Source organism: Streptomyces sp. NPDC091209, assembly GCF_044757755.1.
In the GTDB taxonomy this organism is placed as follows: Bacteria; Actinomycetota; Actinomycetes; order Streptomycetales; family Streptomycetaceae; genus Streptomyces.
The window spans coordinates 388,570-410,955 of the sequence record NZ_JBIVVR010000009.1 but is presented as its reverse complement, the minus strand read 5'-3'; the positions used below and the strand labels follow the sequence as shown (position 1 = coordinate 410,955).

Sequence of the window (22,386 nt, the reverse complement as noted above, 5' to 3'; positions counted from 1 at the left end):
CAGTGGCCTCCTCATGGCCGCCCCCGCACTGCTTCTCTTCGGCCTGTTCGGCCTGGTCCCCCTCGTCGGCGTGGTGGTGCTCAGCCTCGCCCGGTGGGACGGCCTCGGCACCATCAGCTGGGCCGGACTCGCCAACTGGGCCGGCGTCCTGACCGACGGCGCCACCTGGCAGGCGCTCGGGCTCACGGTCAAGGTGATGGCCGTGAGCTGGCTGGTCCAGACGCCGATCGCGCTGGCCCTCGGTGTCTTCCAGGCACCGAGGGGAAGGGTGCGGGCGCTGTTCTCCGTCCTCTTCTTCCTCCCACTGCTGCTGTCCGCGGTGGCGATCGGCCTGACCTGGCAGGCGCTGCTCGATCCGTCCTTCGGCATCGGTGCCACGCCCGGCCTGCACTGGCTGGCGAAGCCGCTGCTCGGTTCGCCGGACCTGGCCCTGTACACGGTGATCTTCGTGATCGCCTGGCAGTTCGTGCCGTTCCACGCCCTGCTCTACCAGGCGGGCATACGCCAGATCCCGACGGCTCTGTACGAGGCCGCCGCCCTCGACGGCGCCGGGCCCCTGGCCCGCTTCCTGCACATCACGCTGCCGCAACTGAAGTACACGATGGTCACGTCGAGCACGCTCATGCTCGTCGGCTCGCTGACCTACTTCGATCTGATCTTCGTCCTGTCCGGCGGCACCGGCGGCCCCGGCACCGCCACCCGCGTCCTCCCCCTCGCCATGTACATCACCGGATTCCAGGCCCACGACATGGGCCGGGCCAGCGCCGTCGCCACACTCCTGGTGGTCTTCGGCCTCGGCCTGTCGCTGCTGACCACCCGCCTGTCCGGCTTCACCCGGATGGACAGCCGCCAGGAGGGCATGTGAGCACCAGCGTGACCAAGGTCCTCGACCCCGACCCCCACACGGGCACCGGCCGTGACCTCGCCGCCGGGCGAACGGCAGTTCCGTCGCGCTCCGGTCCCGCCCGCCGCCGCACGGCCCTCGGCTCGGTGCGGCGGGCACTCACCGCCGGCGCCACGCTCCTCTGGGCGACGATCGTCGTCGTACCCGTGTACTGGCTGGTGGTGACCAGCCTGCGCAGCCGGGCCGAGTTCACCGCCGACAGCCCGCTGGCCCTGCCCGGCCACCCGACGCTCGACAGCTACCGGACCGTCCTGGACGGCGACTTCACGACCTATCTGCTCAACAGCGTCGTCGTCACCGCCGGGACGGTCGTCCTCACCGTCACCGTCGCCCTCATGGCCGCCTTCGCGATCGTCCGGGGCGCCGGGAGCCGCCTCTCCCGCCTGTCCTTCCGGCTGTACCTGCTGGGCCTGGCGATCCCCCTGCAGGCGGTGATCATCCCGGTGTACCTGCTGATCATCAGGATGCGGCTGTACGACAGCCTGCTCGCGATCGTCCTGCCGTCCGCGGCGTTCGCGCTGCCGATCACCGTGATGATCCTGGTCAGCTTCCTGCGCGACGTGCCCCGCTCCCTGTTCGAGGCGATGATCGTCGACGGCGCCGGGGACTGGCGCATGCTCTTCTCCCTCGCGGCACCCCTGGCCCGCCCGGCGCTGATGACCGTCGCCGTCTACGACGGCCTCCAGGTCTGGAACGGCTTCCTCTTCCCGCTCATCCTCACCCAGAGCGGCGACAAGGCCGTGCTGCCGCTGGCGCTGACCCTCTACCGGGGCCAGTTCGGCATCGACGTACCGGCCACGATGGCCGCGGTGGTGCTCTCCACCCTGCCGATGCTCGCGCTGTTCATCCTCGCCAGGCGCCAGCTCGTCGCCGGTCTCACCGCCGGTTTCTCCAAGTAGCCAAGTTCGTAAGCCACTTCAGCCGACAGTTCGCTCCGAGCAGCGGCCGGGCAGCGCGCCCGGCCCCGTCGGCGTGCCCGCGCGCACCCCGCACGCCCCCTCGCGAGCACCCGCGCAATCCCTGAGGAGTCGTGAATGACGACCACCGTCCCGGACCACGGCGGCATCCCCCAGCGGGAGGACGACCGCCCCTGGACCGATCCCGCCCTGCCGATCCCCGACCGGGTCGAGGCGCTGCTCGCCCGGCTCACCCTCCCCGAGAAGGTCGCGCAGCTCGGCAGCGCGTGGGAGGACGTCGAACCGGCCGGCCCGGAGGTGGCGCCGGGCACCAGCGTCTTCGACCGCGTCGGCGACCTCGCCGAGACCGCCCGGCACGGCCTCGGCCAGCTCACCCGCCCGTACGGCACCCTGCCCCGGCCCGCCCTGGAACACTCCCGGGCCCTGGCCGAGCGCCAGCGGCAGATCGTCCGGCAGAGCAGGTTCGGCATCCCGGCCATGGCGCACGACGAGTGTCTGACCGGTTTCACCGCCTACGGCGCGACGATCTACCCCACCTCGCTCGGCATGGCGGCCACCTTCGACCCGGAGCTGATCCGGCGGGTCGGGGAGGCCATCGGCGCCGACCTGGCCGAGGCGGGCGTCCACCAGGGGCTCGCCCCGGTCGTCGACGTGATCCGCGACTACCGCTGGGGCCGCTGCGAGGAGACCTACGGCGAGGACCCGTACCTGGTCGGAGAGATGGGAGAGGCGTACGTCACCGGTCTGCAGAGTGCCGGGGTGTACGCCACCCTCAAGCACTTCGCCGGGTACTCCGCCTCGATGGGCGGCCGCAACCACGCCCCCGTCCACGCCGGCCGCCGCGGACTCCTCGACATCATCCTGCCGCCCTTCGAACGGCTCGTCGCCGCGGGTGTCGGCTCGGTCATGAACTCGTACGCCGAGATCGACGGCGAGGCACCCGCCGCCAGCCGGTGGCTGCTGACCGACGTCCTGCGCGAGCAGTGGGGTTTCGAAGGCACCGTCGTCTCCGACTACTGGTCCCTGCCCTTCCTGGTCAGCGCCCACCGGGTGGCCGCCGACCTGTCCGACGCCGGGGCGCTGGCCCTGCGCGCCGGCCTGGACGTCGAACTGCCCGACCAGCGCGGCTTCGGAGACGCCCTAGTGCACGCCGTCGAGCGGGGCGCGGTCGACGAGGAGCTGGTCGACCGCGCCGTACGCCGGGTGCTGCGGCAGAAGACCGAGCTCGGGCTCCTGGACGCCGACTGGGACCCGCGGCCCCCCGCCCTGCGCGCGGGCGAACTCGACCTGGACAAGCCGGCCAGCCGCGAACTCGCCCGCGCCGTGGCGCGGGCCGGCGCCGTCCTGCTGTCCAACGACGGGACCCTGCCCCTGCCGGCCGGCGGCCGGATCGCGCTGATCGGACCGTGCGCCGACGACGTGCGCACCATGTTCGGCTGCTACAGCTTCCCCAACCACGTCCTCGCCGAGCGCGACGACCTCGGCAACGGGGTCGAGGCGGTCTCGTTGCGCACCGCGCTGGCCGAGGAACTCCCTTCCGTGGAGTGGGAGTTCGTCCAAGGCTGCCCGATCCGGGACAAGGACGGCTCCGGCATCCCGGCCGCCGTGGCGGCCTCGACCGCCGCCGATCTCACCGTCCTCGTCGTCGGCGACAAGGCGGGGATGTTCGGCATCGGCACCTCGGGGGAGGGCTGTGATGTCGAGGACCTGCGTCTGCCGGGCGTCCAGGAGGAGCTGGCCGAGGCGGTCCTGGCGACCGGGAAGCCCGTGGTGCTCATCGTCAGCAGCGGCCGGCCCTACGCCGTGGGCCGGTTCGCGTCGGCCACCGCGGCCATGGTCCAGGTTTTCCTGCCGGGTGAGGAAGGCGGCCGGGCGGTGGCCCAACTCCTGTCCGGCAGGGCCAACTTCAGCGGCAAGCTGCCCGTGCAGATCCCCGCCTCGCCGGGCGGCCAGCCGTACACCTACCTGCATCCGCCGCTCGCCGACCGGCAGAGCTTCCTGTCCAACCTCGACCCCACTCCCGCGTTCCCCTTCGGCCACGGGCTGTCCTACGCCTCCTTCGAGGTCGACCTGCTCGCGGCCGACCGCGAACAGGTGCCGACGGACGGGGAGTTCACGGTCCGCGCGCGGGTGCGGAACACGGGGACGGTCGCGGGCGCCGAGACCGTCCAGCTGTACGCCGTCGACCCGGTCGCCCAGGTCACGCGGCCCGTGTGCGCCCTCCTCGGCTTCGCCAAGGTGTCTCTCGCCCCCGGCGAGCGGGCCACGGTCAGCTTCCACGTCCACACCGACCGCCTGGCCTTCACCGGCCTGGCCGGCCGCCGCATCGTCGAGCCCGGCGAGATCGTGCTCCAAGCGGGCTCATCCAGCCTGGACACTCCGGTGCGGGACGTCGTGCGGCTGGTCGGTGAGGAGCGGGACGCGACGGTCGTACGGCAGCACACCGTGCCGGTGGCGGTCGAACGGGAGTGAGCCGCGGGGGCGCGTGAACGAGGGCGGCGCCACCGGTCGATCCGATCCGGTGGCGCCGCCTTCCTCTTGGACCGATGCGGCCAGGACAGGTCCTAGCCTCGGCTCCACTGCTGTGTGGCGTTGCCCAGCGCGGTCCACAGATCGACCTTCGAGCCGTTGGCCGTACCCCAGTCGGTCACGTCGACGACCAGACCGTTCGAGCGGTTGGCGATGGTGCCGTCCACGCGGAACGACCACTTCTGACCGGACTTTCCGTTGCAGGCCCAGAGGATGAGCTTGGTGCCCGCGGTGGTGCCGTCACCGTCGGCGGCCAGACACTTGCCGGAGACGCGCAGTTCGCCGGTTGTGGTCCGGGTGATGGTCTGGTTGGCGTTGCCCGAGCAGTCGTAGATCTGGACCTGGACACCCGTCTGGCCGTTCGGGACGTCGAGGCAGCGGCTGGAGTACGTGCCCTTCAGGGTGAAGGCCGAGTCCGTGGGGAGCGGATCCTGGACCAACTGCCAGTCCTGTGAGCCGTCGGTGGTCGACGCCGCCACGGTGACGGAGCCGCCCGCCGTCGAACCGGTCATGTACAGGCTGGTGTTGAGGACCGAGCGGAGCTTGTAGTACCCGCTGGTCGAGGAGACGAGCGTCCACAGTTTGTCGGTGGCTCCGTCGTCGACCCACTGGGCCAGCTTCTGCCCGGCTGTCGCGGTGCCGGTCCAGACGGCGGCCGAGCGGCCCCCGGCCTTGTTGAGCAGGGTCACGTTGCCGCCCTTGGCGGTCAGGTGCCAGCGCTGGGTGTCGGCGGTGGAGCTGGACGCGCCCAGCACGAGGTCGGGGGTGTTGCCGGTGAGGTTGGCGTCCTGCGTCTTGCCGGACGCGGTGGTGAGGACCTGGCCGGTCAGCCGGTTGACGAGGCTGTAGTAGGCGCCGTCGGACCGTCCGAGGTCGACCTCGGCGTACTTCACGGGGCCGACGCTGCCACCGCTCCAGGACGCCTGGAGGATCAGGACGCGTCCCGTGCCGTCGACGTACTGCAGGGTGCGGCTGTAGCCGGCGGCGATCGGTGTCTTGTACTCCTTCCACGTGCCGGTGCTCAGTCCGGACTCGTTCACCCAGACGTCGCCGCTGCCGGCGGCGTTGTAGACGATCCGGCCGTCCGGCATCGGGAGGAGGACCGGACTGCCGCCGGTGGACAGGGCGGCCCCGCCCGAGGGCACCGGCAGCGAAGTGATCGCGGCGTCCGTGGCCGAGAAGAACTTCGTCGGGTCGTCGGAGATCCGGTAGCGGACGTTCGTCCCGCCGCCCCAGTACTCGTACGTCAGGAGCCACTTGCCGTCGGTCGTCGGGGCGATGGTCGTCATGCCCGGGCGGCCGCCGCCGATCTCCGTCTTGCCGCTGCCCATGCTCACCGTGGCGCCCGGGACGTCGACGACGGGACTGCTCCAGGACGTGGTGCCGCTGCCGTTCCAGGTGCGGTGGAGGAGCACCTGGCCGCCGGAGTCCGTCGCCGTGTCGTTGGCCGGGTCGAGGGTGGGGGCGCCGGTGCCGGTGTCGTAGCCGGTGTAGTCGTCCTCGTCGGAGTAGTAGGCGATGAGCGTGCCGTTGTGGGCGAGCAGGTGCGGCTCCCAGACGGGGTCGACCTGGGCGTGGGTGTTGGCCGTCGAGACGCGGCCGGTGCTGCCCGCGCTGCCGCCCTGCCAGGTCCCGGCCGCGATGATGTTCTCGAAGCTCCAGGTCGCGCCGTCGTCCGTGCTGGCGTACAGGGCGAGTGCCACGTCCTTGCGGTCGCCGTCACTGGTCGGCGTCCAGCCGGAGTCGGCGGCCTTCTGCTCCTCGTAGTAGGAGTCGTCGCCCGAGACGACGCTCGCGAGCAGCAGCGTGCCGGCGCTCAGGTTTCCGACGTTCTGCGGGAGCACGTAGAGATACGGGTTGGTCCAGTTGCTCGTGTACTTCGCGTACGCGCTGTCGCCGGACAGGTACGCCGGGGCCTTGACGTCGGCGAGCTTCGCCCACGTCGTGCCGCCGTCGTCGCTCTTGTGGACGGGCAGCGTCTGGCCCACCGGAGCGGTCTGGTCGTTCTCGAACGTGGCCACGATCCGGCCGTCCGGCAGCTGGGCCGACTTCGGGTAGAGCACGCACGGGCTCTTGTTGCACGCGGCGGTGTTGTCCGCCGTATACAGGTTCGCGGGACTCGGCTGATACGCCGACGCGTTCGTCGCGGAGGCGATGGCGAATGCCACACCCATGCCGAAGGCCGTCGCCGAAGCGAAAGCCTTTCGCGCCCAGGATCTTTTCAACGGCGTTCCTTTCACCGGGGGAACACGCACCCCGGTCCATGGGGTTCCACGGGCATGGGGTCCCCGGGGGGGGCCGCATGGGGAGGGGAAAGGGGGTGCGAGGCAGGAAGCCAGTATTCGCAGGCGACATCTCACTGTCACCGGCACGTTGCGAAAGGGTTTCGCGCGGTTGCGGGTGACGAGGTATTGACCTCGCGGGTCAAGGCGTATTGACCTCGCGGGTCAAGGGGTGTGGACCTCGCGGGTCACGGGGTACCGACCCGGTGGCGCATGGACGTCGAGGTCCGTATGACGAGTTCCGTGGCCAGCTCGATGCGCGGCGCCGCGGGCGGCCGGCCCTCGGCGAGATCCATGAGCACCCGGGTCGCCTCGCGCCCCAACTCCTCGAACGGCTGGCGCACCGCACTCAACGGCGGGCAGGCCATGGCCGCGACGAGCGTGTCGTCGAAGGACATGACGGACAGATCGTGCGGTACCGAGAGCCCCTGCTGCCGGGCGGCCTCCAGCACGCCGAGCGCCTGTGCGTCGCTGGCCGCGAAAACGGCCGTGGGCGGGTCGCAGGCCCGCAGGATCTGCAGGCTCGCGGCGAGCGCCTCGGTGTAGTCGAAGTCGGTCGAGCGGACGATCGCCGGGTCGTAGGCGACCCCGGCCTCCTCCAGCGCGGCCCGGTACCCGTGCACGCGCGCCGCGCCCGCCAGGGAGTGCGAGCGGCCCGCGACCATGCCGATCCGGGTGTGCCCCAGCGCCAGCAGGTGCTGGACGGCGTCCCGGGCTCCGCTCCAGTTCGTCACCCCGATGCTGGGAATGTCCTGCGAAGGCGCGCTGAGCGGGTCGATCAGCACCACCGGCAGCCGCTGCTCGACGATCCGCCGCTGGTCCTCCTCGGCCAGCATGGAGATCACGATCACGATCCCCGCCGCGCCGAGTGCCACGCACTCCTCCAGCCATCCGGAGATCGACCGCCGGCTCGTCGTCCCGGTGACCACGTCGATGCCGAACTCGCCGGCCGCGTCCACGATGCCGCGGGCGACCTCCAGGGTGTAGGGCCCGGACAGGTCACGGAAGACGACGACGATCTGCCGGGGCGTCGCGGAACCCCGCTCCCACGGGCGGACGTACCCGTACCGCGTCAGCAGTTCCTCGACCCGGCCCCGTGTCGCCGCGCCCACGTCCCGGCGCCGGTGCACCACCTTGGACACGGTACTGAGCGAGACCCCCGCCTCGGCGGCGATGCTCGTGAGCAGACCGTGCTGCGCTTCCTGCCGGTCCTTGACTCGACCTGTCACCCGATGTCCGTTCCGTACGCCGAACATTGATGCGCCGGACCGCACCGCGTACCTGGCCGAAAACTCCGCCGCAACGTAACCGGCCCGGGGACGGGGAGGCAAGACCGGGGCGCCGTGTGCCGGACATCCCGCTGACACGGGGGCGCCCCGCGTGACAGGGTCGGAGGTGATCGATGGCAACAGTGGCAAAGGGGACTTCCGTGGACACGCGAACGTGGGACACGCTGGTCAGCTCGATGAAAAGCACCTACGTCAACGGAGTGGGCGAAGGTGCGACGCCCCGGCCGGTCATCATGCCGCTGGTGCGGGGCGAGCTGGTCGGGCTGATCTGGGTCCGTCCCACGAAGCCCGGAGCCGACGCGCTCACCGGCATCGCGGCACTGTCGAACATCGCCGCGGCGGCCTGCGCGGACGAGGTCGTCCTCGCCTGGGAGACACATGACGTCGCCACCGCCTGCGAGCTGCCCGTCGTCGGCCCCGCCCCCTGTCTGAACATGGTCCACGCCACCCCGGACGGCCATGTGCTGCACCAGTTCCCCTACAGCGAGGAGTTCTCGTCCGACGGCTCCGAGGACGCGGAGGGGGCCACGGCCGCCCTCGCATGGGAGCGGGCTCCCGCGCCTCAGCCGGGCGGCGAACTTCCGCCGCCCGTTCAGGCCGCCGTCGACTACGCCTTCACCCCCATGGAACTGGACCATCCCAACCCCTTCGGCGTCACCGTCGTCCTGATGGAGGACGACGGCTACACCGTCCGCCTGACCGACGGCTTCGACCACTGACCGCGCGGGGCCGTAGCACGGGCCCCTGGCACGGGGCATGACCGACGGGTCCGTGTGACGCGACGGTGGGGCTCCCGCCCCCTAGTCTGAGCATGCGCGGCAATCCCGCGCGCCCTCAGCGGGCGGTCCGTGATCGCAGCACAGGAGGAACCGTGTCCGGTCAGTTCGAGGCGACAACCGAGATCAACCGCCCCATCGAGGAGGTCTTCGCCTTCCTCGCCGCCGGCACGAACGACCCCAAGTTCAGCCCCAGGGTGCAGGCGATCACGAAGACGCCGGAGGGCCCGACGGCGGTGGGCACGATCTTCACCAGCACGGTCAAGGACGCCGGCATGAAATCGGGCCGGAAGTTCCGGATCACCGAGTTCGAGCCGCCCCGCCGCATCCGCTGGGCGGAAGTCTCGAAGAACACGGTCACGGCGGACGAGGGCGGCTACGACCTCGAGTCCACCGGCGACCGCACGACCCGGGTCAGGATCTACAACGTCCTCGAGGGCCATGGCATCGGAAAGCTCCTGGTGAGCTTCGCGCTGAGTGCGGCCCGCAAGGACGCGGACGCCTTCGGCCAGCGGATCAAGGCGGCCGTGGAGGCCTCCTGAGGGAGCCGGTCCCGGCCGCGACCACCGCGTGGGCGACCCGTGCCCGGCCGCGGTGGTCGCGCCGGCACGCGTCGCTCCGGAGGGTGCGGGCGTAGGGTGAAGGAAGCGAGGACGCTTCATGCGCCGCTGTCCGGACCGGTCCGGCTCTCACGATCTCCCACAACAGGGGCAGCCCCCTGACCCCGGCGCGCCACCGCACCGAGGCCAGGAGTTCTCCATGTCGCCCGTGTCCAGCGCATCCACGACGGCCCTTCCGCCGAACGGTCCCTCGCCGCCCCAGGTCTACGACGGAACGTCCCCCTTCCCGCCGGAGGACGCGCTGCCCGCGCGGGACGGCGGCGAGCGGATCTACGTGACCGTGACGACCATGATCGTCGTCCTGCCGTTCGTGGCCCTCGGCCTGGCCGGATGGCTGCTGTGGGGGCGCCTCGTCCATCCCGTCGACGTGCTGCTGGCCGCCGTTCTCTACACGGTCACCGGGCTCGGCGTGACCGTCGGCTTCCACCGCGGCCTCACCCACGGCGGCTACCGGGCCGTCCGTCCCGTACGCATCGCGCTCGCGGTGGCCGGGTCGATGAGCTTCCAGGGTGACGTCATCGACTGGGTCGCCACGCACCGCCGCCATCACGCCTTCACCGACCGGCCCGGCGACCCGCACTCCCCGTACCGCTACGGCACGTATCTGCGGGGCCAGTTGCGCGGGCTGGTCCACGCGCACATCGGCTGGCTCTTCCGCAACGACCGCACACCGCCGGAACGTTACGCCCCCGACCTCCTCGCCGACCGCGACATACGGGCCGTCGCGCGAGCCTTCCCGGCGCTGTGCGTCCTCACCCTCGCCCTGCCGTTCGGGCTGGGCTGGGCGATCGGCGGCACCTGGGTGTACGGGCTGACCGCCCTTCTGTGGGCGGGACTTGTCCGCATCGCGCTGCTCCATCACGTGACCTGGAGCGTCAACTCACTGTGCCACATGATCGGCGAACGCCCGTTCCACACCAGGCGTCACGACCGGGCCACCAATCTGTGGCCGCTGGCCCTGCTGTCGTTCGGCGAGAGCTGGCACAACCTCCACCACGCCGACCCCACGAGCGCCCGCCACGGCGTGGACCGCGGCCAGATCGACCCGTCGGCCGCCGTCATCCGCGTCCTCGAACGCCTCGGCTGGGTGTCCGAGGTCCGCTGGCCCAGTCCGGATCGGGTCGCCGCCCGCCGCGTCTGAGGCCGGCAGCGCACCCGAGCGACACCCGAACTCCATGTGCACGCGCGGGTGTTCTGTTTCGCGACACCTGCCGAGCCGTCAGCGGGCGCATAGGATCGCCGACATGGCACTGCGACCTGTTCACGTGAACATCAAGGCTCTTGACGCCTCGGCGGTCGGCCGGTTCTGGGCGGCGGCGCTCGGCTGGAGTGCTTACAGCCCCGGCGTGACCACCTATGTCGGACCCCCCGGCGGCCCCGTCTGGCCGGACCCGGTCGCCGTGGGCATCGACGTCGTTCCCGTCCCGGAACCCAAGACGACAGCGAAGAACCGTGTGCACCTCGACCTCGCCACCACCTCCGCGGCCCATCAGGCGGAGTTGGTGGCGCGTCTCCAGGTTCTCGGTGCGACGCCCGCCGACGTGGGTCAGGGCGAGGTGCCGTGGACGGTCCTCGCCGACCCGGAGGGCAACGAGTTCTGTGTGCTGGAGCCCCGGGACACCTACCGGGACACCGGGCCGATCGCCGCGGTCGTGGTCGACTGCGCGGATCCGCGGGCCATGGCCCGGTTCTGGGGCGATGCCTTGGACTGGACCGTGCACGAGGTGACCGACGATCAGGCGGTGCTGCGCTCCGCCAAGGGTGTCGGCCCCTATCTCGAATTCATCCGCAGGCCCGACGTGAAGACCGTGCCGGACCGCGTCCATCTGGACCTGCTGCCGTACCCCGATGACGACAAGGCGGCGGAGGTGGCCCGGCTGCGGGCCCTCGGCGCCACCGACCTCGACGTCGGCCAGGGCGACGCCCCGTGGACCTGCCTGGCCGACCCGGAGGGCCACGAGTTCTGCGTCCTCGCCCCGTCCTGACCTGAGGCCCTGAGGACGTCCCGGCAGGTGAACCTTGAGCACCCATGCGTCAGTCGGGCTGTCGGGCAATCCAACCGGCGCACTGGCGCGGCAAGACGAGTGTCGCCGCCCCCGGCGCGTGGGCGAGGCCGGCCCGCGAGGACGCTCGACTCACGGCAGCACGACACGAAAGGACTCTCCGCGTGACCGACACCAGCCCCGCCGGCCTTCCGTCGAGCCCTCGCACCGTGGACACGCCCGGCACAGCCGCCCTTCTCGTCGACGACCGCGGGCGCTACCTGCTGCATCTGCGCGACGCGAACAAACCCATCTGGAGTCCCGGCACTTGGGGCCTCCTCGGCGGGGGCCTCGAACCCGGCGAGACGGGTGCCGAGTGCATCGCCCGCGAGCTGCGCGAGGAGACCGGGCTCACCGTCCCCGGCCTCGTTCCCTTCCTCACCGTGGAGACTCTCGACGCCTCCGGCACGCTCAAGGACCGGGTCCTCGTCTACCGGGGCACCCTGAACCGGCCCGCGCACGAGATCCCCCTCCACGAAGGCATCCAGCTCCGATGGACCCGCCCCGACGAGACGGAGTTCATGACCATGGACCCCGGCACGGTGGCCGTCATCCGCGAACACCAACGGCACCCGCACCCCCTTCCCGACAGCGGCGGCACACCGGCGACCGTGCGCGTCCGGCAGGACGCCGGGCACCGGGAGGGCAGCATCGTCGGCGCCCACCTCGTCCTCGTACGCGACGGCGCGGTCCTGCTCGGCCAACGCCACCCGGAGAGTCCCTTCGCGCCCTCGACCTGGCACGTACCGGCCGGGCACCGCGAGCCGGGGGAGTCCACGCTGGCCTGCGCGGTCCGAGAGGCGTCGGAGGAGACCGGCATCACGATCGAGGCGCGCGACCTGTCCCTCGTACACACCCTGGATCAACGCAACCCCTGGAGCCCCTTCCCCCGCGTCCAGTTGTTCTTCGCCGCATCCCGGTGGAGCGGCGAGCCCCAGGTCCTGGAACCCGACCGGTGCACGGAGTGGCGGTGGTGGCCGCTGGACGCGCTCCCCGGCCGGCTGGTCGAGTACACCCGTATCGCGCTCGCCGCCATCGCCGACGGAAAGTCCTACACGGAGCTGGGCTGGACGGCCTGAACCCGGAACGCCCGGCCCGTCACCGCTACGGCTCCCCGGCCCGGGCCCGTTCGGGCGGGCTGGAGGGCTCCGGCTCGGGGCGTGCGCGCAGCTCGGAGATCACGGACCAGGCGACCGACACCATCGGTACGGCCACGACGGCGCCGGTCACACCGGCCAGGATGCTCCCGGCGATGACCGAGAGGGCCACGACGACCGGGTGCAGCCGGACCGCCCAGCTCAGGACGAGCGGATGCAGTACGTGCCCCTCCAACTGGCCGATGACGACGATCAGGGCGAGCACGATGAACGCGACGACCGGCCCCTTGGTGGCCAGAGCGACGACGGTGGCGACGCCGAGCGCGACGGGTGAACCCACCAGGGGGATGAAGGCGGCGAAGAACTCCAGGAGCGTGAGCGGCAGCGCCAAGGGGACGCCCAGGATGTAGAGGGCGATTCCGACGAGAATGGCGTTGGTGGCCGCCACGATGATGATGCCGCGTGTGTACCCGGCGAAGGTCCGCCAGGCCGCGCGCCCACCGCGGTCCCACGGGTCCCGCGCGCTCTCCGGCATCAGCTCCTGGAACCAGCGCCAGAACTTGTCCCCGGAGCGGATGAAGAACAGCGAGCAGAAGAGGGCGAGGACGAGTCCGGTGACGAACTCCACCGCGCGGCCGGCGCCGCTGAGGGCGCTGCTGATCAGCACGGAACGGTGATCCGAGACGAAGGTGGCGACCTTGCCCTGGAGATTCGACATCACCGCGTGGCTGAGATGGAAGGGGGAGCCCTCCAGCCAGCGTTCGATCCGCCCCAGTCCCCCGGCGAACTCATGGCCCAGCTTCCTCGATTCGCCCGCCACGACACGACCGACCAGTGCCATCACGCCCAGCACCACCAGAAGACTTCCGAGGATGCTCACGATCACCGCCACGGTCCTCGGCATGCGGCGAGCCAGCAGATCGGCGAGGGGACGCAGGACCGCCGTCACGACCAGCGCGAGGAACAGGGCCACGGCGACGAGCTGCAACCTGCCCAGCAGGGCGAAGACCACGTAGGCGACCACACCGAGGACGAGCAGCCGCCACGCGTACGCCGCGGCCACCCGCAGCCCGTGGCTCACCGAGACGCCCGTGCGTTCGGCGGTGCCGGGCCGCGCCTCTGTGCCGGCCGTACGCGCCTTCGTGACGGTCCAGACACCGCGGGAGGAACGATTCCCCACGACGTACCGCATCCGGCGCCCGCCGCGGCCCGTTCCGGGCTCGCCCGGCCGCCGGTGAGGACGACGCGATCCGGCGTTCACCTGTGTGCCACCGTCCTCCCGTCGTCGGGACCACCCGCCATCCGGGCCCGTACGCGGACCGCCGCGCGACCCCACGGGAAACGGGTGACCGGCCCCGAGCCGTCGATCACGCGGGCGTCCTGGCCAGCGTGATGTCGCGCACCACGCCCCGCAACCCGGGACAGCCGCGCGCCTCGGCCCCGACCGGATGGCGGACGGCGCCCCGCCCGTGGCGCGCCCCCGCTCGGCGCGGACGCCCCGTCGCGCAACCGCCTCCCGGGTCTCCCGCCCTCCGGAGGAAGCGGGACCCGGCCCGTACGGGCGGAGAACCCCGGCCGAGGGCACGCTCAGCAGCAGACGATTCCCTTCATGTCATTCACGGCATTTCATCCTATATTGGGTCTGTGATCAGGCGGCTGGACCTACTCGACACCGCTCAAGACGGCATCACGGAAAGCGAGGTCTTCCGGCTCGCCCTTCAGCACTCCGTCGCGGAGCTGGGCTGCGTCGGCGGGGCCGTCTACCTGCGGGGCCCCATGTCGGCTCTGCGCCTGGTGTCCTCCACCGGGCTGCCGTCGTCGGTCACCCGGGCGTGGGAGATCGTCGACCAGGACGGACCCACGGCGACGGCCCGCGCCGTACGCTCCGGCGAGCGCTCATGGGTGGCCGCCCTCCCCTCCGACCTGGCCGAACCCACCGCGCCGCTGCTGTCACGGTCCGGCTGGTTCTCCGTACCCCTGGTCGAGGCGAAGCGCGCCATCGGCGCGATCACCTGCCTCACGGGCGACAACGAGGAGCCGACGCCCGAGCAGTGGACGTTCCTCAGCGCAGTGGCCGAATGGACCATGAAGCGCCTGAACCGGATCCCGGCGCCCGCGCGCCTGCGCACGGACCTCGACACCACTGCGGTCGGCTCCTGGGAGTGGGACGTGCGCACCGGCGAGCTGCTGTGGGACGAGGTGGCCATGAAGGTCTACCAGACCGATCCGGCCACCTTCGTGCCCGGAGTCGAGAGCTGGATGAAGGCGGTGCACCCCGACGATCTCGCGAGCACCCTGGCCGCGGCGGAGCGGACCATCCGGACCCACGCACCGTTCGAAGCCGAGTACCGGGTCCGGCGGGGCGACGGGGGCTACACGTGGACGCGCGCGTCCGGTCACGTCGTCGTCGACGACCAGGGCCGGGTCGCCCGCGTCATCGGCAAGGGCTGGGCGAGCGACGCGGCGCGCTCCACCCGCGACGCCCTCAACCGTGCCCTGCAGCACATGAGCGACGCCTTCCTGTCCGTGGACGACGGCTGGCGCATCACCTTCGCCAACCTGGAGGCGGAGCGCGTTCTCGGTGTGGAGGACGAACAGCTCTTCGGGCGTGACCTGTGGGGCCTGCCCGCGCTGCGCGGCGTTCCGGAACTGGAGGAACGGTGCCGGCGCGGCGCCGCTCAGGCCACCGCCGTCGGCTTCGACGTCACGATGGCCGACACCGGACGCTGCTACGACCTGCGGCTCGTCCCCGTACCCGGCGGTCTCACCCTGTACTTCACCGATGTCACCGATCGCCGCCACCGTGAGGCCGAACGGGCGGCGGCCGTCCGCAGCACGGCCGAGCGGGCGAGCCGGACGGCGGAGCTGACCACACAGCTCGCGGCGGCGACCACCTCGCAGGACGTGGTGAAGGCCGTCGCCCAGCGTGTCCTGCCCCCGTTCGGCGCCCAGGGTCTGCTCGTACTCGTCCTCGAGGACGAGAAGCTGGTGCACGTCGGGTCCGTCGGTTACCCGAGCTCCTTCCTGCGGCACATGCACGGAGCGCAGGGCATGGACGTGTCCGACGCCAGTCCCGCCGGGCAGGCGGTCCTGACCGGCGAACCCCGCTTCTACTCGTCGCGGGAGGAATGGGCCACGGCCTTCCCCGACGGCGGAAGCCGGCCTCCGACCGACAAGGAGGCCTGGGCGTTCCTCCCGTTGACGGCCTCCGGCCACACCTTCGGCGTGTGTGTCATCGCCTTCGACACCGTACGACGCCTCACGTCCGAGGAACGCACGCTCCTCATCACCATCAGCGCGCTGGTGGCGCACGCCCTGGAGAGAGCGCGGCTCTACGACGCCGAGCTCAACCGCTCCGAGGAACTCCAGCAGGCTCTGCTGCCCCTGGGGCTGCCCACCGTTCCCGAGGTCACGGCGGCGGCGAGGTTTCTGCCGGCCGGTCAGACCTCCGACGTGGGCGGGGACTGGTACGACCTGATCCCGCTGTCCGCGGGCCAAGTGGCCCTGGTCATCGGTGACGTGATGGGCCACGGACTGTCCGAGGCCGCGACCATGGGACGGCTGCGCACCGCCCTCCACACGCTGGCCGCGCTGGAACTGCCTCCCGTCGAGATCATGGGCCACCTCAACGACATCGTCGGGGGACTCGGCGAGCACGCGTACGCGACCTGCCTGTACGCGCTGTACGACTCCACCGACGGATCGTGCACCGTGGTGCGGGCGGGGCATCCGCCGCCGCTGGTCGTCCGGCCCGACGGCAGCGCCTACTTCCCGGAGGTCGCCGTCAACCCTCCGCTGGGCGCCGCGTTCCCTCCGTTCGAGACGACGGAACTGAAGCTGTCGGCGGACACCCTTCTGGTCCTCTACACCGACGGGCTCGTGGAGTCGCCGCACCGGGAGATCGACCAGGGCATGGCCCAGCTCGCCGATCTGCTCCCCCGCGAGGCCTGCTGTCCCGATCTGGAGGACCTCTGCGACACCATCACCGCCGGCCTGCTGCCGGGTGGGCCCACCTCCGACGACGCCGCCCTGCTGATCGCCCGCCTGCACACCGTGGCCGACCGGCAGATGGCCTTCTGGGATCTTCCGGAGGGTCCGGAGGCCGCGGGTGAGGCCCGCCGCCATGTACGGGAGCAACTCGCCCAGTGGCATCTGGAAGACCTGGTCATGACAACGGAACTGCTGGCCAGCGAGCTCGTCGGGAACGTCATCCGGCATGCCAGGGGCCCCATCGGACTGCGCCTCCTGTGCAGCGGAACGCTCGTCTGCGAGGTGTCCGACGCGAGTCTGACCATGCCCCGCATCCGGCGCGCCTCGGACACCGACGAGGGTGGCCGCGGACTCCAGCTCGTCAACGCCCTCTGCGAACGCTGGGGCAGCCGCTACACCCCGGAGGGCAAGGCCATCTGGACCGAACAGCCCCTCCCGGACACGGAGGACCCGGCCCAGGGGGACCAGCCTTAGCCCTGCTTTGGCCGGTCGTCACCGTCGACGGACGGCGTTTCAGGCCTTCTCGAGCTGGTCGTAGCGGCCCAGGAAATGTGGGGTGCCGTTCTGTACGCGGTACAGGAAGAGGCCGTTCGCCCAGTGGAACTCGTCGGTGACCGCGTCGAATCGGACGGTCTTCGCCAGCCCTTTGTAGGTGGACGCGCGGAGTCTGCGCACCATGGCGCCTCGCTCGACGCCGTCGCTGCCGAGATCGCGCAGGCCCTGGGCGACGAAGTTCAGGGCGTCGTACGCCTCGACGGCGAAGCGCTCGACGGTGCGTACGCCGAAGCGCTTCTTGTACGCCGTCACAAAGCCTGCGGCGGCGGGCAGTTCGGTCGGATCGACGTAGGTCGCGCAGATCACCCAGCCCTCGGCCGCCGGTCCCGCCTCGTTCAGGAACGCGGCCTCCAGGACCGGTTCGGGGGCCATGCGCGTGCCCCGGAAGCCGGCCTGCTCCAGCGCGCGGGCGCACCGGGCGGCGCGGTGCGGAGAGGAACCGCCGTAGACCACGGCCTGCGCCTTGTCGGCGAGCACGGCGGCGGCCACGGTGTCGAAGTCCTGGCTGTCGGCGGCCACGACATGGGTGGTCGTGGTGCCGTTGGAGGGCGGGAACGTCGCCAGGTCCCTGACGATCTGCCAACTGGTGCGGCTGGCGGCCCTGTCGTCGATGAGGGCGGTTCTTCGGCTCTTCTCGGTGTGGGTGAGGTAGGAGATGAAACCCGTGGACAGGGTGTCCTCGTCGGGTCTGAGCTGGAAAAGGGCGCGGGTGGTGGTCGTCGAGTACAGATCGCTGCCGGAGGAGACGGTCACGACGGGCAGCAGTGCCTTCTCGTAGCGGGCGACGACGCCTTGCGTCAGGGTGGTGCCGGTCGGTCCGATGACGGCGTACACCCGCTGGTCCGCGACGAAGCTTCCGGCGACCTCGCCGGCCCGCTCGGCCACTCCCGCGTCGTCGAGGACCCTCAGGGCCAGATCGAAGGTACGGCCGTCCCGGGGGCGGGAGTTGAACTGTTCCACGGCCAGACGTACGGCCCGCTCCTGGGCCCGGCCCACCGCTCTGTCCCGGCCCGTGAGGTCCGCGTGCACCCCGATGACGTACCGGCGCAGTTGTCCGGAACCCGTCGCGCCCGCGTTGCGTCCCGGGGATCTGGAGGCGGCCCAGGCCGCCACTCCCCCGCCGGCCGCGACGACGCCGGCCGCCGAGCCCAGCGTCAGCAGGCGGCGCCGTGAGAGGCCGGGCCCCTCGGGCGCCTGCACGAATGTGCCCGGCGCGGGGTCGGGCAGGGCCAGGACCGTGGCCGAGCGTTCCGCGATCAGCCGGGGCAGCTCGGACGGCAGCCAGTCGTCCTCCCCGTCCCCGTCCCCCTCGCCCTCGCCGGCCAGCGCGGCCCGTACCTCCGGCGCGGTGGGCCTGGCCGACGGGTCCTTGGCGAGGCAACGGGACAGCAGCGGGACCAGCGCCCACGGTACGGAGTCCAGGTCCGGCTCCTCGTGGACCGTACGGAAGATGACGGCGGCCGGGGTACCGACGCCGAACGGGCGGCGGCCGGTCGCGGCGTACGCCAGGACACAGCCCAGGGAGAAGATGTCGCTCGGCGGCCCGATGTCACCGCCCTGCGCCCGCGCCTGTTCGGGCGAGAGATAGCCGGGCGATCCGATCACCACGTCGCTCGCGGTCAGCGCGGTGGCGCCGGTGCTGCGCGCGATACCGAAGTCGATCAGCCGGGGCCCGTCCAGGGCGAGCAGGACGTTGCCCGGCTTGACGTCCCGGTGCACCAGGCCCGCGGCGTGCACCTCGGTGAGTGCTTCGGCCAGCCGGGCGCCGAGGGCGCGCACGGTCCGGTCGGGCAGTGGCCCGTGCAGCGCGACGGCCTCGGCCAGCGACGGACCCGGCACGAAGGCGGTGGCCAGCCAGGGCTCGCGGTCCTGCGGAGCCGCCGCGGTGACCGGTACGACCCATCTCCCGCCGAGCCCGGCCGCCGCCTCGGCCTCGCGACGGAACCGGGCCCGGAAGTCGTGGTCGGAGGCGTACTCGGTGCGGATCACCTTCAGCGCGACCAGCGCCCCGCCCGTCGAGCGGGCCAGGTAGACCACGCCCATACCGCCCGCGCCGAGCCGCCCGAGCAGCCGGTAGCCGCCGACGAACGGCGGATCCCCGGGCTTGAGCGCCCGCACTCCCGTGTGTCCCCGCGCGTGCGCGTCGCTCACCGCTACACCTGGGAGGGGGCGGCGCCGAGGAAGCGGAACCGGCCACCCTCGACCTGGTACAGGAAGACACCCCCGCCGGCGAACGTGCCGTCCGCCGGCTTGAAGGAGAAGTCCTTGGTGATGCCCTTGTAGTGCCCGTTGCGCAGCAGGCCAAGCAACGCCTGGCGTTTCGGGGGCCGTCCGCCCTTCGTGGCCTTCACCGTCTCCTGGACGACGAGGTTGACGGTGTCGTACGCCTCGGCGGCGTAGTGGCCGGGCTCGGCTCCGTAGCGCTTGCGGAAGGCGGCGGTGAAGGCCGCCGCGGCCGGCACGGCCGTGGGGTCGACGAAGGAGGCGGTCAACAGCCATCCCTCGGCCGCTTTCCCGGCCTCCTTCAGGAACTCCGGGTCGATCACGGCCTGCGGGGTGAGCCGTGGCCCGTCGAAACCGGCCGCCGCCAGCGCGCGGGCCACCCGGGCCCCGCCCCGCGCGTCTCCGGCGTAGATGAAGGAGCCGATCCCGGCCCGCAGCATGTCGGCGACGACGGGTCGCACGTCCTCGGTGTCCGCCGGGATCACCCGGGGGTAGACCGGCCGGCCCAGCTTGCGCATCAGGATGGCGTTGATCGAGGCGGACTCCTGGGCGTACGTCCGCGCGGTACGGTCCTGGAGCAGGCCGGAGCGCAGCTTTCCCTTCTGCCGCAGGACATAGATGCTGATCGGCAGGGCGACGGCGGCGTCGCTGGGCCGGCAGTGCAGGAAGGACCGGTACTGCTGCGAGGTCAGGATCAGCCCCCCGGCCGAGATGCACAGCACCGGCAGCAGGGCCTCGTCGTAGGCGCCTAGCACGGCGCCCGCCGTTTCGTCGTTGGTGGGGCCGAGGACGGCGAGCACGTCGGTGTCCTGGATCAGCTTCTTGGCCGCGCCCGGCGCCCGTCCGGCGCTGCCGCCGTCGTCGGCGGTCTTCAGTACGAGCTCGAAGGGCTTGTCCTTACGGGAGTTGTACTGCTCGATCGCCAGCCGGGCGCCCCGCTCCTGCGCCTCGCCCACCGCGCGTTGCGCCCCGCTCAGGTCCGCCTGCACGCCGACGGCCCAGCGGTGGTCCCGCGGCGCGGGCGACCCCGGGTCGTCCTCGTCGCGCAGAGCGGCCCAGGCCGCCACACCGCCACCCGCCAGGAGCACGGCCGCCCCGGAGGCCAGCACGAGCAGGCGCCGACGGCTCGGCGAGGTCCGCCCGGCGTCCCCCGACGCCTCGGCGACGGTCGGCTCGATGTCGGGCAGCGCCAGCATCTCGGACGAACGGTCGGCGATGGCCCGTACGACGTCCTCGGGCAGCCAGTCGAGCTGCCCGCCCTCGGGGATCGCGTCCTCGACCAGCAGCTCCGTGCCGAACCGCCCGGCCGTCGGACGGTCGGCCGGGTCCTTCGCCAGGCATCGGCGCAGCAGTTCAGGCAGGCCGCCGTCGTCCGCGTCCTCCTCGGCCTCGATGCCGGCCAGGTCGGGTTCGTCGTGGACCGTCCGGTAGAGCAGGGCGTCCGCCGTGCCGGTGCCGAACGGCGGCCGGCCGCTCGCCGCGTAGGCCAGCAGGCACCCCAGCGAGAAGATGTCGCTCGGCGGACCGACGGCGGAGCCGCGCGCCTCGGCCTGTTCGGGCGACAGGAATCCGGGGGTGCCGACGACCAGGTCGGTGGAGGTGATCGCGGTCTCGTCGGCCGCGCGGGCGATCCCGAAGTCGATCAGGCGCGGGCCGTCCACGGCGAGCAGGACGTTCGCGGGCTTGACGTCCCGGTGGACCAGCCCGGCGGCGTGCACCTCGCGCAGCGCGGCGGCGAGCGTCCTGGCCAGGACGCGCACGCTGCGGGCGGGCAGCGGACCGTGGCGGGTGACCGCCTCCTCCAGCGAGGGGCCGGGCACGAACGCGGTGGCCAGCCAGGGCGCCGCCGCCTCCGGGTCGGCGCCGGTGACCGGCACGGCCCAGGGGCTGGTCACCCGCCGGGCCGCCTCGACCTCACGGCGGAACCGGGCCCGGAAGTCGGGCTCGTCCGCGTACTCCGCCTGGATGACCTTGACGGCGGCCAGCGCCCCGGCTTCCGTACGGCCGAGGTAGACCACGCCCATGCCGCCCGCGCCGAGCCGGGCCAGCAGCCGGTGTCCGCCGATCGAGGCGGGGTCGGTGGGGAGCAGACGCTCGCTCACCGCGCCGCCTCCAGTTCGCTCTCGACCTGGGTGAGCATCTCGCCCGCGCCCTGTAGCAGCGCCGCGTCGACCTCTTCCCCCGACCGGCCCTTGGCGCCCTTGCCGACGACGGCCACGGTGACCTGGGCCATGCGGCTCTGTATCCAGTAGTAGTAATAGGGGCCGCCGAGTTGGTCGCTGTAGTACTGACCGCCCTCGGTGAGCGTGTCCTCGGCGTTGGCGTTGCCGAGCTGGCCGAAGGCGGACCCCTGGGAGAGCAGTCCGGTGATCCGCTCGCCCTGGCGGAGTTGCTGGTCGGGACAGCGCAGGGCTTCTTCGAGGGTTCCGGCCATCTCCCATTCGGCGTCCCGCACGGTGCGGTGCACGGTGACGACGGCGGCGACGCGGATCGGGCCCTTGCCGTTCCCGGCCGGCAGTTCGCTGTAGCGGGTGAGACTGGCGAGCACCGTCGAGGGCAGTGGTTCGCGCTGCCAGACGCAGTTCGCGTCGAGCACGGGCCAGTAGCCGGGGTCACTCTCGTACGGGTTCCGCTTGACGTAGCCGGGGCCCCAGTTGTCGGGGGTCGACGCGATGGCGCGGGCCAGACGTAAGCCCTCCGCGCGGGTTCTGGGTGCTCGGCCGGGATCGGGACGAAAGCCCAGCCCTGTGCCGCTGGGGGTCGGGGCCGGCGAGGCGGAACCCTTACCGCTGCTGGGAGTCGGGGCCGAGACGGCGCTCGTACGCCTGCTCGCGGTCGCGTCGTTCGAGGCCGTGGGTTTCGCGGTCCCGGCGTCCCCCGCCCCCGCCGAGCAGCCGGCGAGCACCAGCCCCGTGGCTAACGCCCCGCAGCACAGCCGCACCGGTCTCCGATACGCCATGAACGTCCCCCATCCGCAAGGGTGTTCCCCCACGGGGAGGGTATCGACTATGCCTCCGGGGCACTACGCATTGCCGCGGTCCGTTGCCTCGCGACGGCCGCGGCACATGCGAACGGGCCACACCGCCGGATCGCCGTCGCCCGAGTCCGCGCCGGGCAAGCGCCGAACAAGCGGTCCGGGCGTCTCTCGGCGCCGGACCGCTT

Annotated in this window: 15 protein-coding genes; 9 read left to right on the top strand and 6 right to left on the bottom strand. The window is 72.0% G+C overall.

Features of this window, described 5'->3' with window-relative positions; genetic code table 11:
• Nucleotides 1-13: 13 nt before the first annotated feature.
• The 3 genes from ACIQRL_RS27265 to ACIQRL_RS27255 all read left to right on the top strand — a co-directional run bounded on the left by ACIQRL_RS27265 (nt 14) and on the right by ACIQRL_RS27255 (nt 4,293).
• Nucleotides 14-865: a carbohydrate ABC transporter permease gene (locus ACIQRL_RS27265; protein ID WP_401336347.1), complete on the top strand. Its 852-nt coding sequence runs from the start codon at nt 14-16 to the stop codon at nt 863-865.
• Nucleotides 862-1,803, top strand: coding sequence for a carbohydrate ABC transporter permease (locus ACIQRL_RS27260; protein WP_401336344.1), 942 nt, complete (start codon nt 862-864; stop codon nt 1,801-1,803). The genes ACIQRL_RS27265 and ACIQRL_RS27260 overlap by 4 nt, the downstream gene beginning before the upstream one ends.
• Before the next feature lie 135 nt (nt 1,804-1,938).
• Nucleotides 1,939-4,293, top strand: a complete 2,355-nt coding sequence (locus ACIQRL_RS27255) for a glycoside hydrolase family 3 N-terminal domain-containing protein (RefSeq protein ID WP_401336341.1) — start codon at nt 1,939-1,941, stop codon at nt 4,291-4,293.
• 92 nt (nt 4,294-4,385) lie between these two features.
• Here the strand turns inward: ACIQRL_RS27255 and ACIQRL_RS27250 are convergent, their stop codons facing one another.
• Both ACIQRL_RS27250 and ACIQRL_RS27245 read right to left on the bottom strand, forming a co-directional pair.
• A complete protein-coding gene (locus ACIQRL_RS27250) occupies nt 4,386-6,524 on the bottom strand; it encodes an RICIN domain-containing protein (protein WP_401336338.1) in 2,139 nt (712 codons plus the stop codon).
• 296 nt (nt 6,525-6,820) lie between these two features.
• Entirely contained in the window at nt 6,821-7,861 is a 1,041-nt protein-coding gene (locus ACIQRL_RS27245) for a LacI family DNA-binding transcriptional regulator (RefSeq protein WP_401336336.1), read from the bottom strand.
• Nucleotides 7,862-8,061: 200 nt separating this feature from the next.
• Between ACIQRL_RS27245 and ACIQRL_RS27240 the strand changes: the two genes are divergently transcribed.
• The 5 genes from ACIQRL_RS27240 (at nt 8,062) to ACIQRL_RS27220 (ending at nt 12,438) form a co-directional block, all read left to right on the top strand.
• Nucleotides 8,062-8,640 carry a hypothetical protein gene (locus tag ACIQRL_RS27240; RefSeq protein ID WP_401336333.1) on the top strand — a complete coding sequence of 193 codons (579 nt, stop codon included), beginning with the start codon at nt 8,062-8,064 and terminating at the stop codon, nt 8,638-8,640.
• 152 nt (nt 8,641-8,792) lie between these two features.
• On the top strand, nt 8,793-9,239 hold the full coding sequence (locus ACIQRL_RS27235) for an SRPBCC family protein (protein ID WP_401336330.1): 447 nt from the start codon (nt 8,793-8,795) through the stop codon (nt 9,237-9,239).
• A 217-nt stretch (nt 9,240-9,456) separates the two neighbouring features.
• A complete protein-coding gene (locus ACIQRL_RS27230; RefSeq protein ID WP_401336328.1) occupies nt 9,457-10,458 on the top strand; it encodes an acyl-CoA desaturase in 1,002 nt (333 codons plus the stop codon).
• Nucleotides 10,459-10,561: 103 nt separating this feature from the next.
• The gene (locus ACIQRL_RS27225; protein ID WP_401336325.1) at nt 10,562-11,302 is read left to right on the top strand and encodes a VOC family protein; all 741 of its coding nucleotides are present in this window, start codon (nt 10,562-10,564) and stop codon (nt 11,300-11,302) included.
• Between the two features lie 182 nt (nt 11,303-11,484).
• Entirely contained in the window at nt 11,485-12,438 is a 954-nt protein-coding gene (locus tag ACIQRL_RS27220; RefSeq protein WP_401336322.1) for an NUDIX domain-containing protein, read from the top strand.
• Nucleotides 12,439-12,463: 25 nt separating this feature from the next.
• Here the strand turns inward: ACIQRL_RS27220 and ACIQRL_RS27215 are convergent, their stop codons facing one another.
• The gene (locus ACIQRL_RS27215) at nt 12,464-13,648 is read right to left on the bottom strand and encodes an AI-2E family transporter (protein ID WP_401336319.1); all 1,185 of its coding nucleotides are present in this window, start codon (nt 13,646-13,648) and stop codon (nt 12,464-12,466) included.
• 452 nt (nt 13,649-14,100) lie between these two features.
• On the opposite strand from ACIQRL_RS27215, the gene ACIQRL_RS27210 reads away from it, so the two are divergent.
• On the top strand, nt 14,101-16,920 hold the full coding sequence (locus tag ACIQRL_RS27210; RefSeq protein WP_401336317.1) for a SpoIIE family protein phosphatase: 2,820 nt from the start codon (nt 14,101-14,103) through the stop codon (nt 16,918-16,920).
• 39 nt (nt 16,921-16,959) lie between these two features.
• Here the strand turns inward: ACIQRL_RS27210 and ACIQRL_RS27205 are convergent, their stop codons facing one another.
• The 3 genes from ACIQRL_RS27205 to ACIQRL_RS27195 are packed head-to-tail and all read right to left on the bottom strand — an operon-like array spanning nt 16,960 to nt 22,183.
• The gene (locus ACIQRL_RS27205; RefSeq protein ID WP_401336486.1) at nt 16,960-19,119 is read right to left on the bottom strand and encodes a bifunctional serine/threonine-protein kinase/ABC transporter substrate-binding protein; all 2,160 of its coding nucleotides are present in this window, start codon (nt 19,117-19,119) and stop codon (nt 16,960-16,962) included.
• A gap of 35 nt (nt 19,120-19,154) precedes the next feature.
• Nucleotides 19,155-21,326: a bifunctional serine/threonine-protein kinase/ABC transporter substrate-binding protein gene (locus tag ACIQRL_RS27200; protein WP_401336315.1), complete on the bottom strand. Its 2,172-nt coding sequence runs from the start codon at nt 21,324-21,326 to the stop codon at nt 19,155-19,157.
• Nucleotides 21,323-22,183 (bottom strand): hypothetical protein, encoded by an 861-nt coding sequence (locus ACIQRL_RS27195; protein WP_401336312.1) that lies wholly within the window; start codon nt 22,181-22,183, stop codon nt 21,323-21,325. The genes ACIQRL_RS27200 and ACIQRL_RS27195 overlap by 4 nt, the downstream gene beginning before the upstream one ends.
• Nucleotides 22,184-22,386 lie beyond the last annotated feature (203 nt).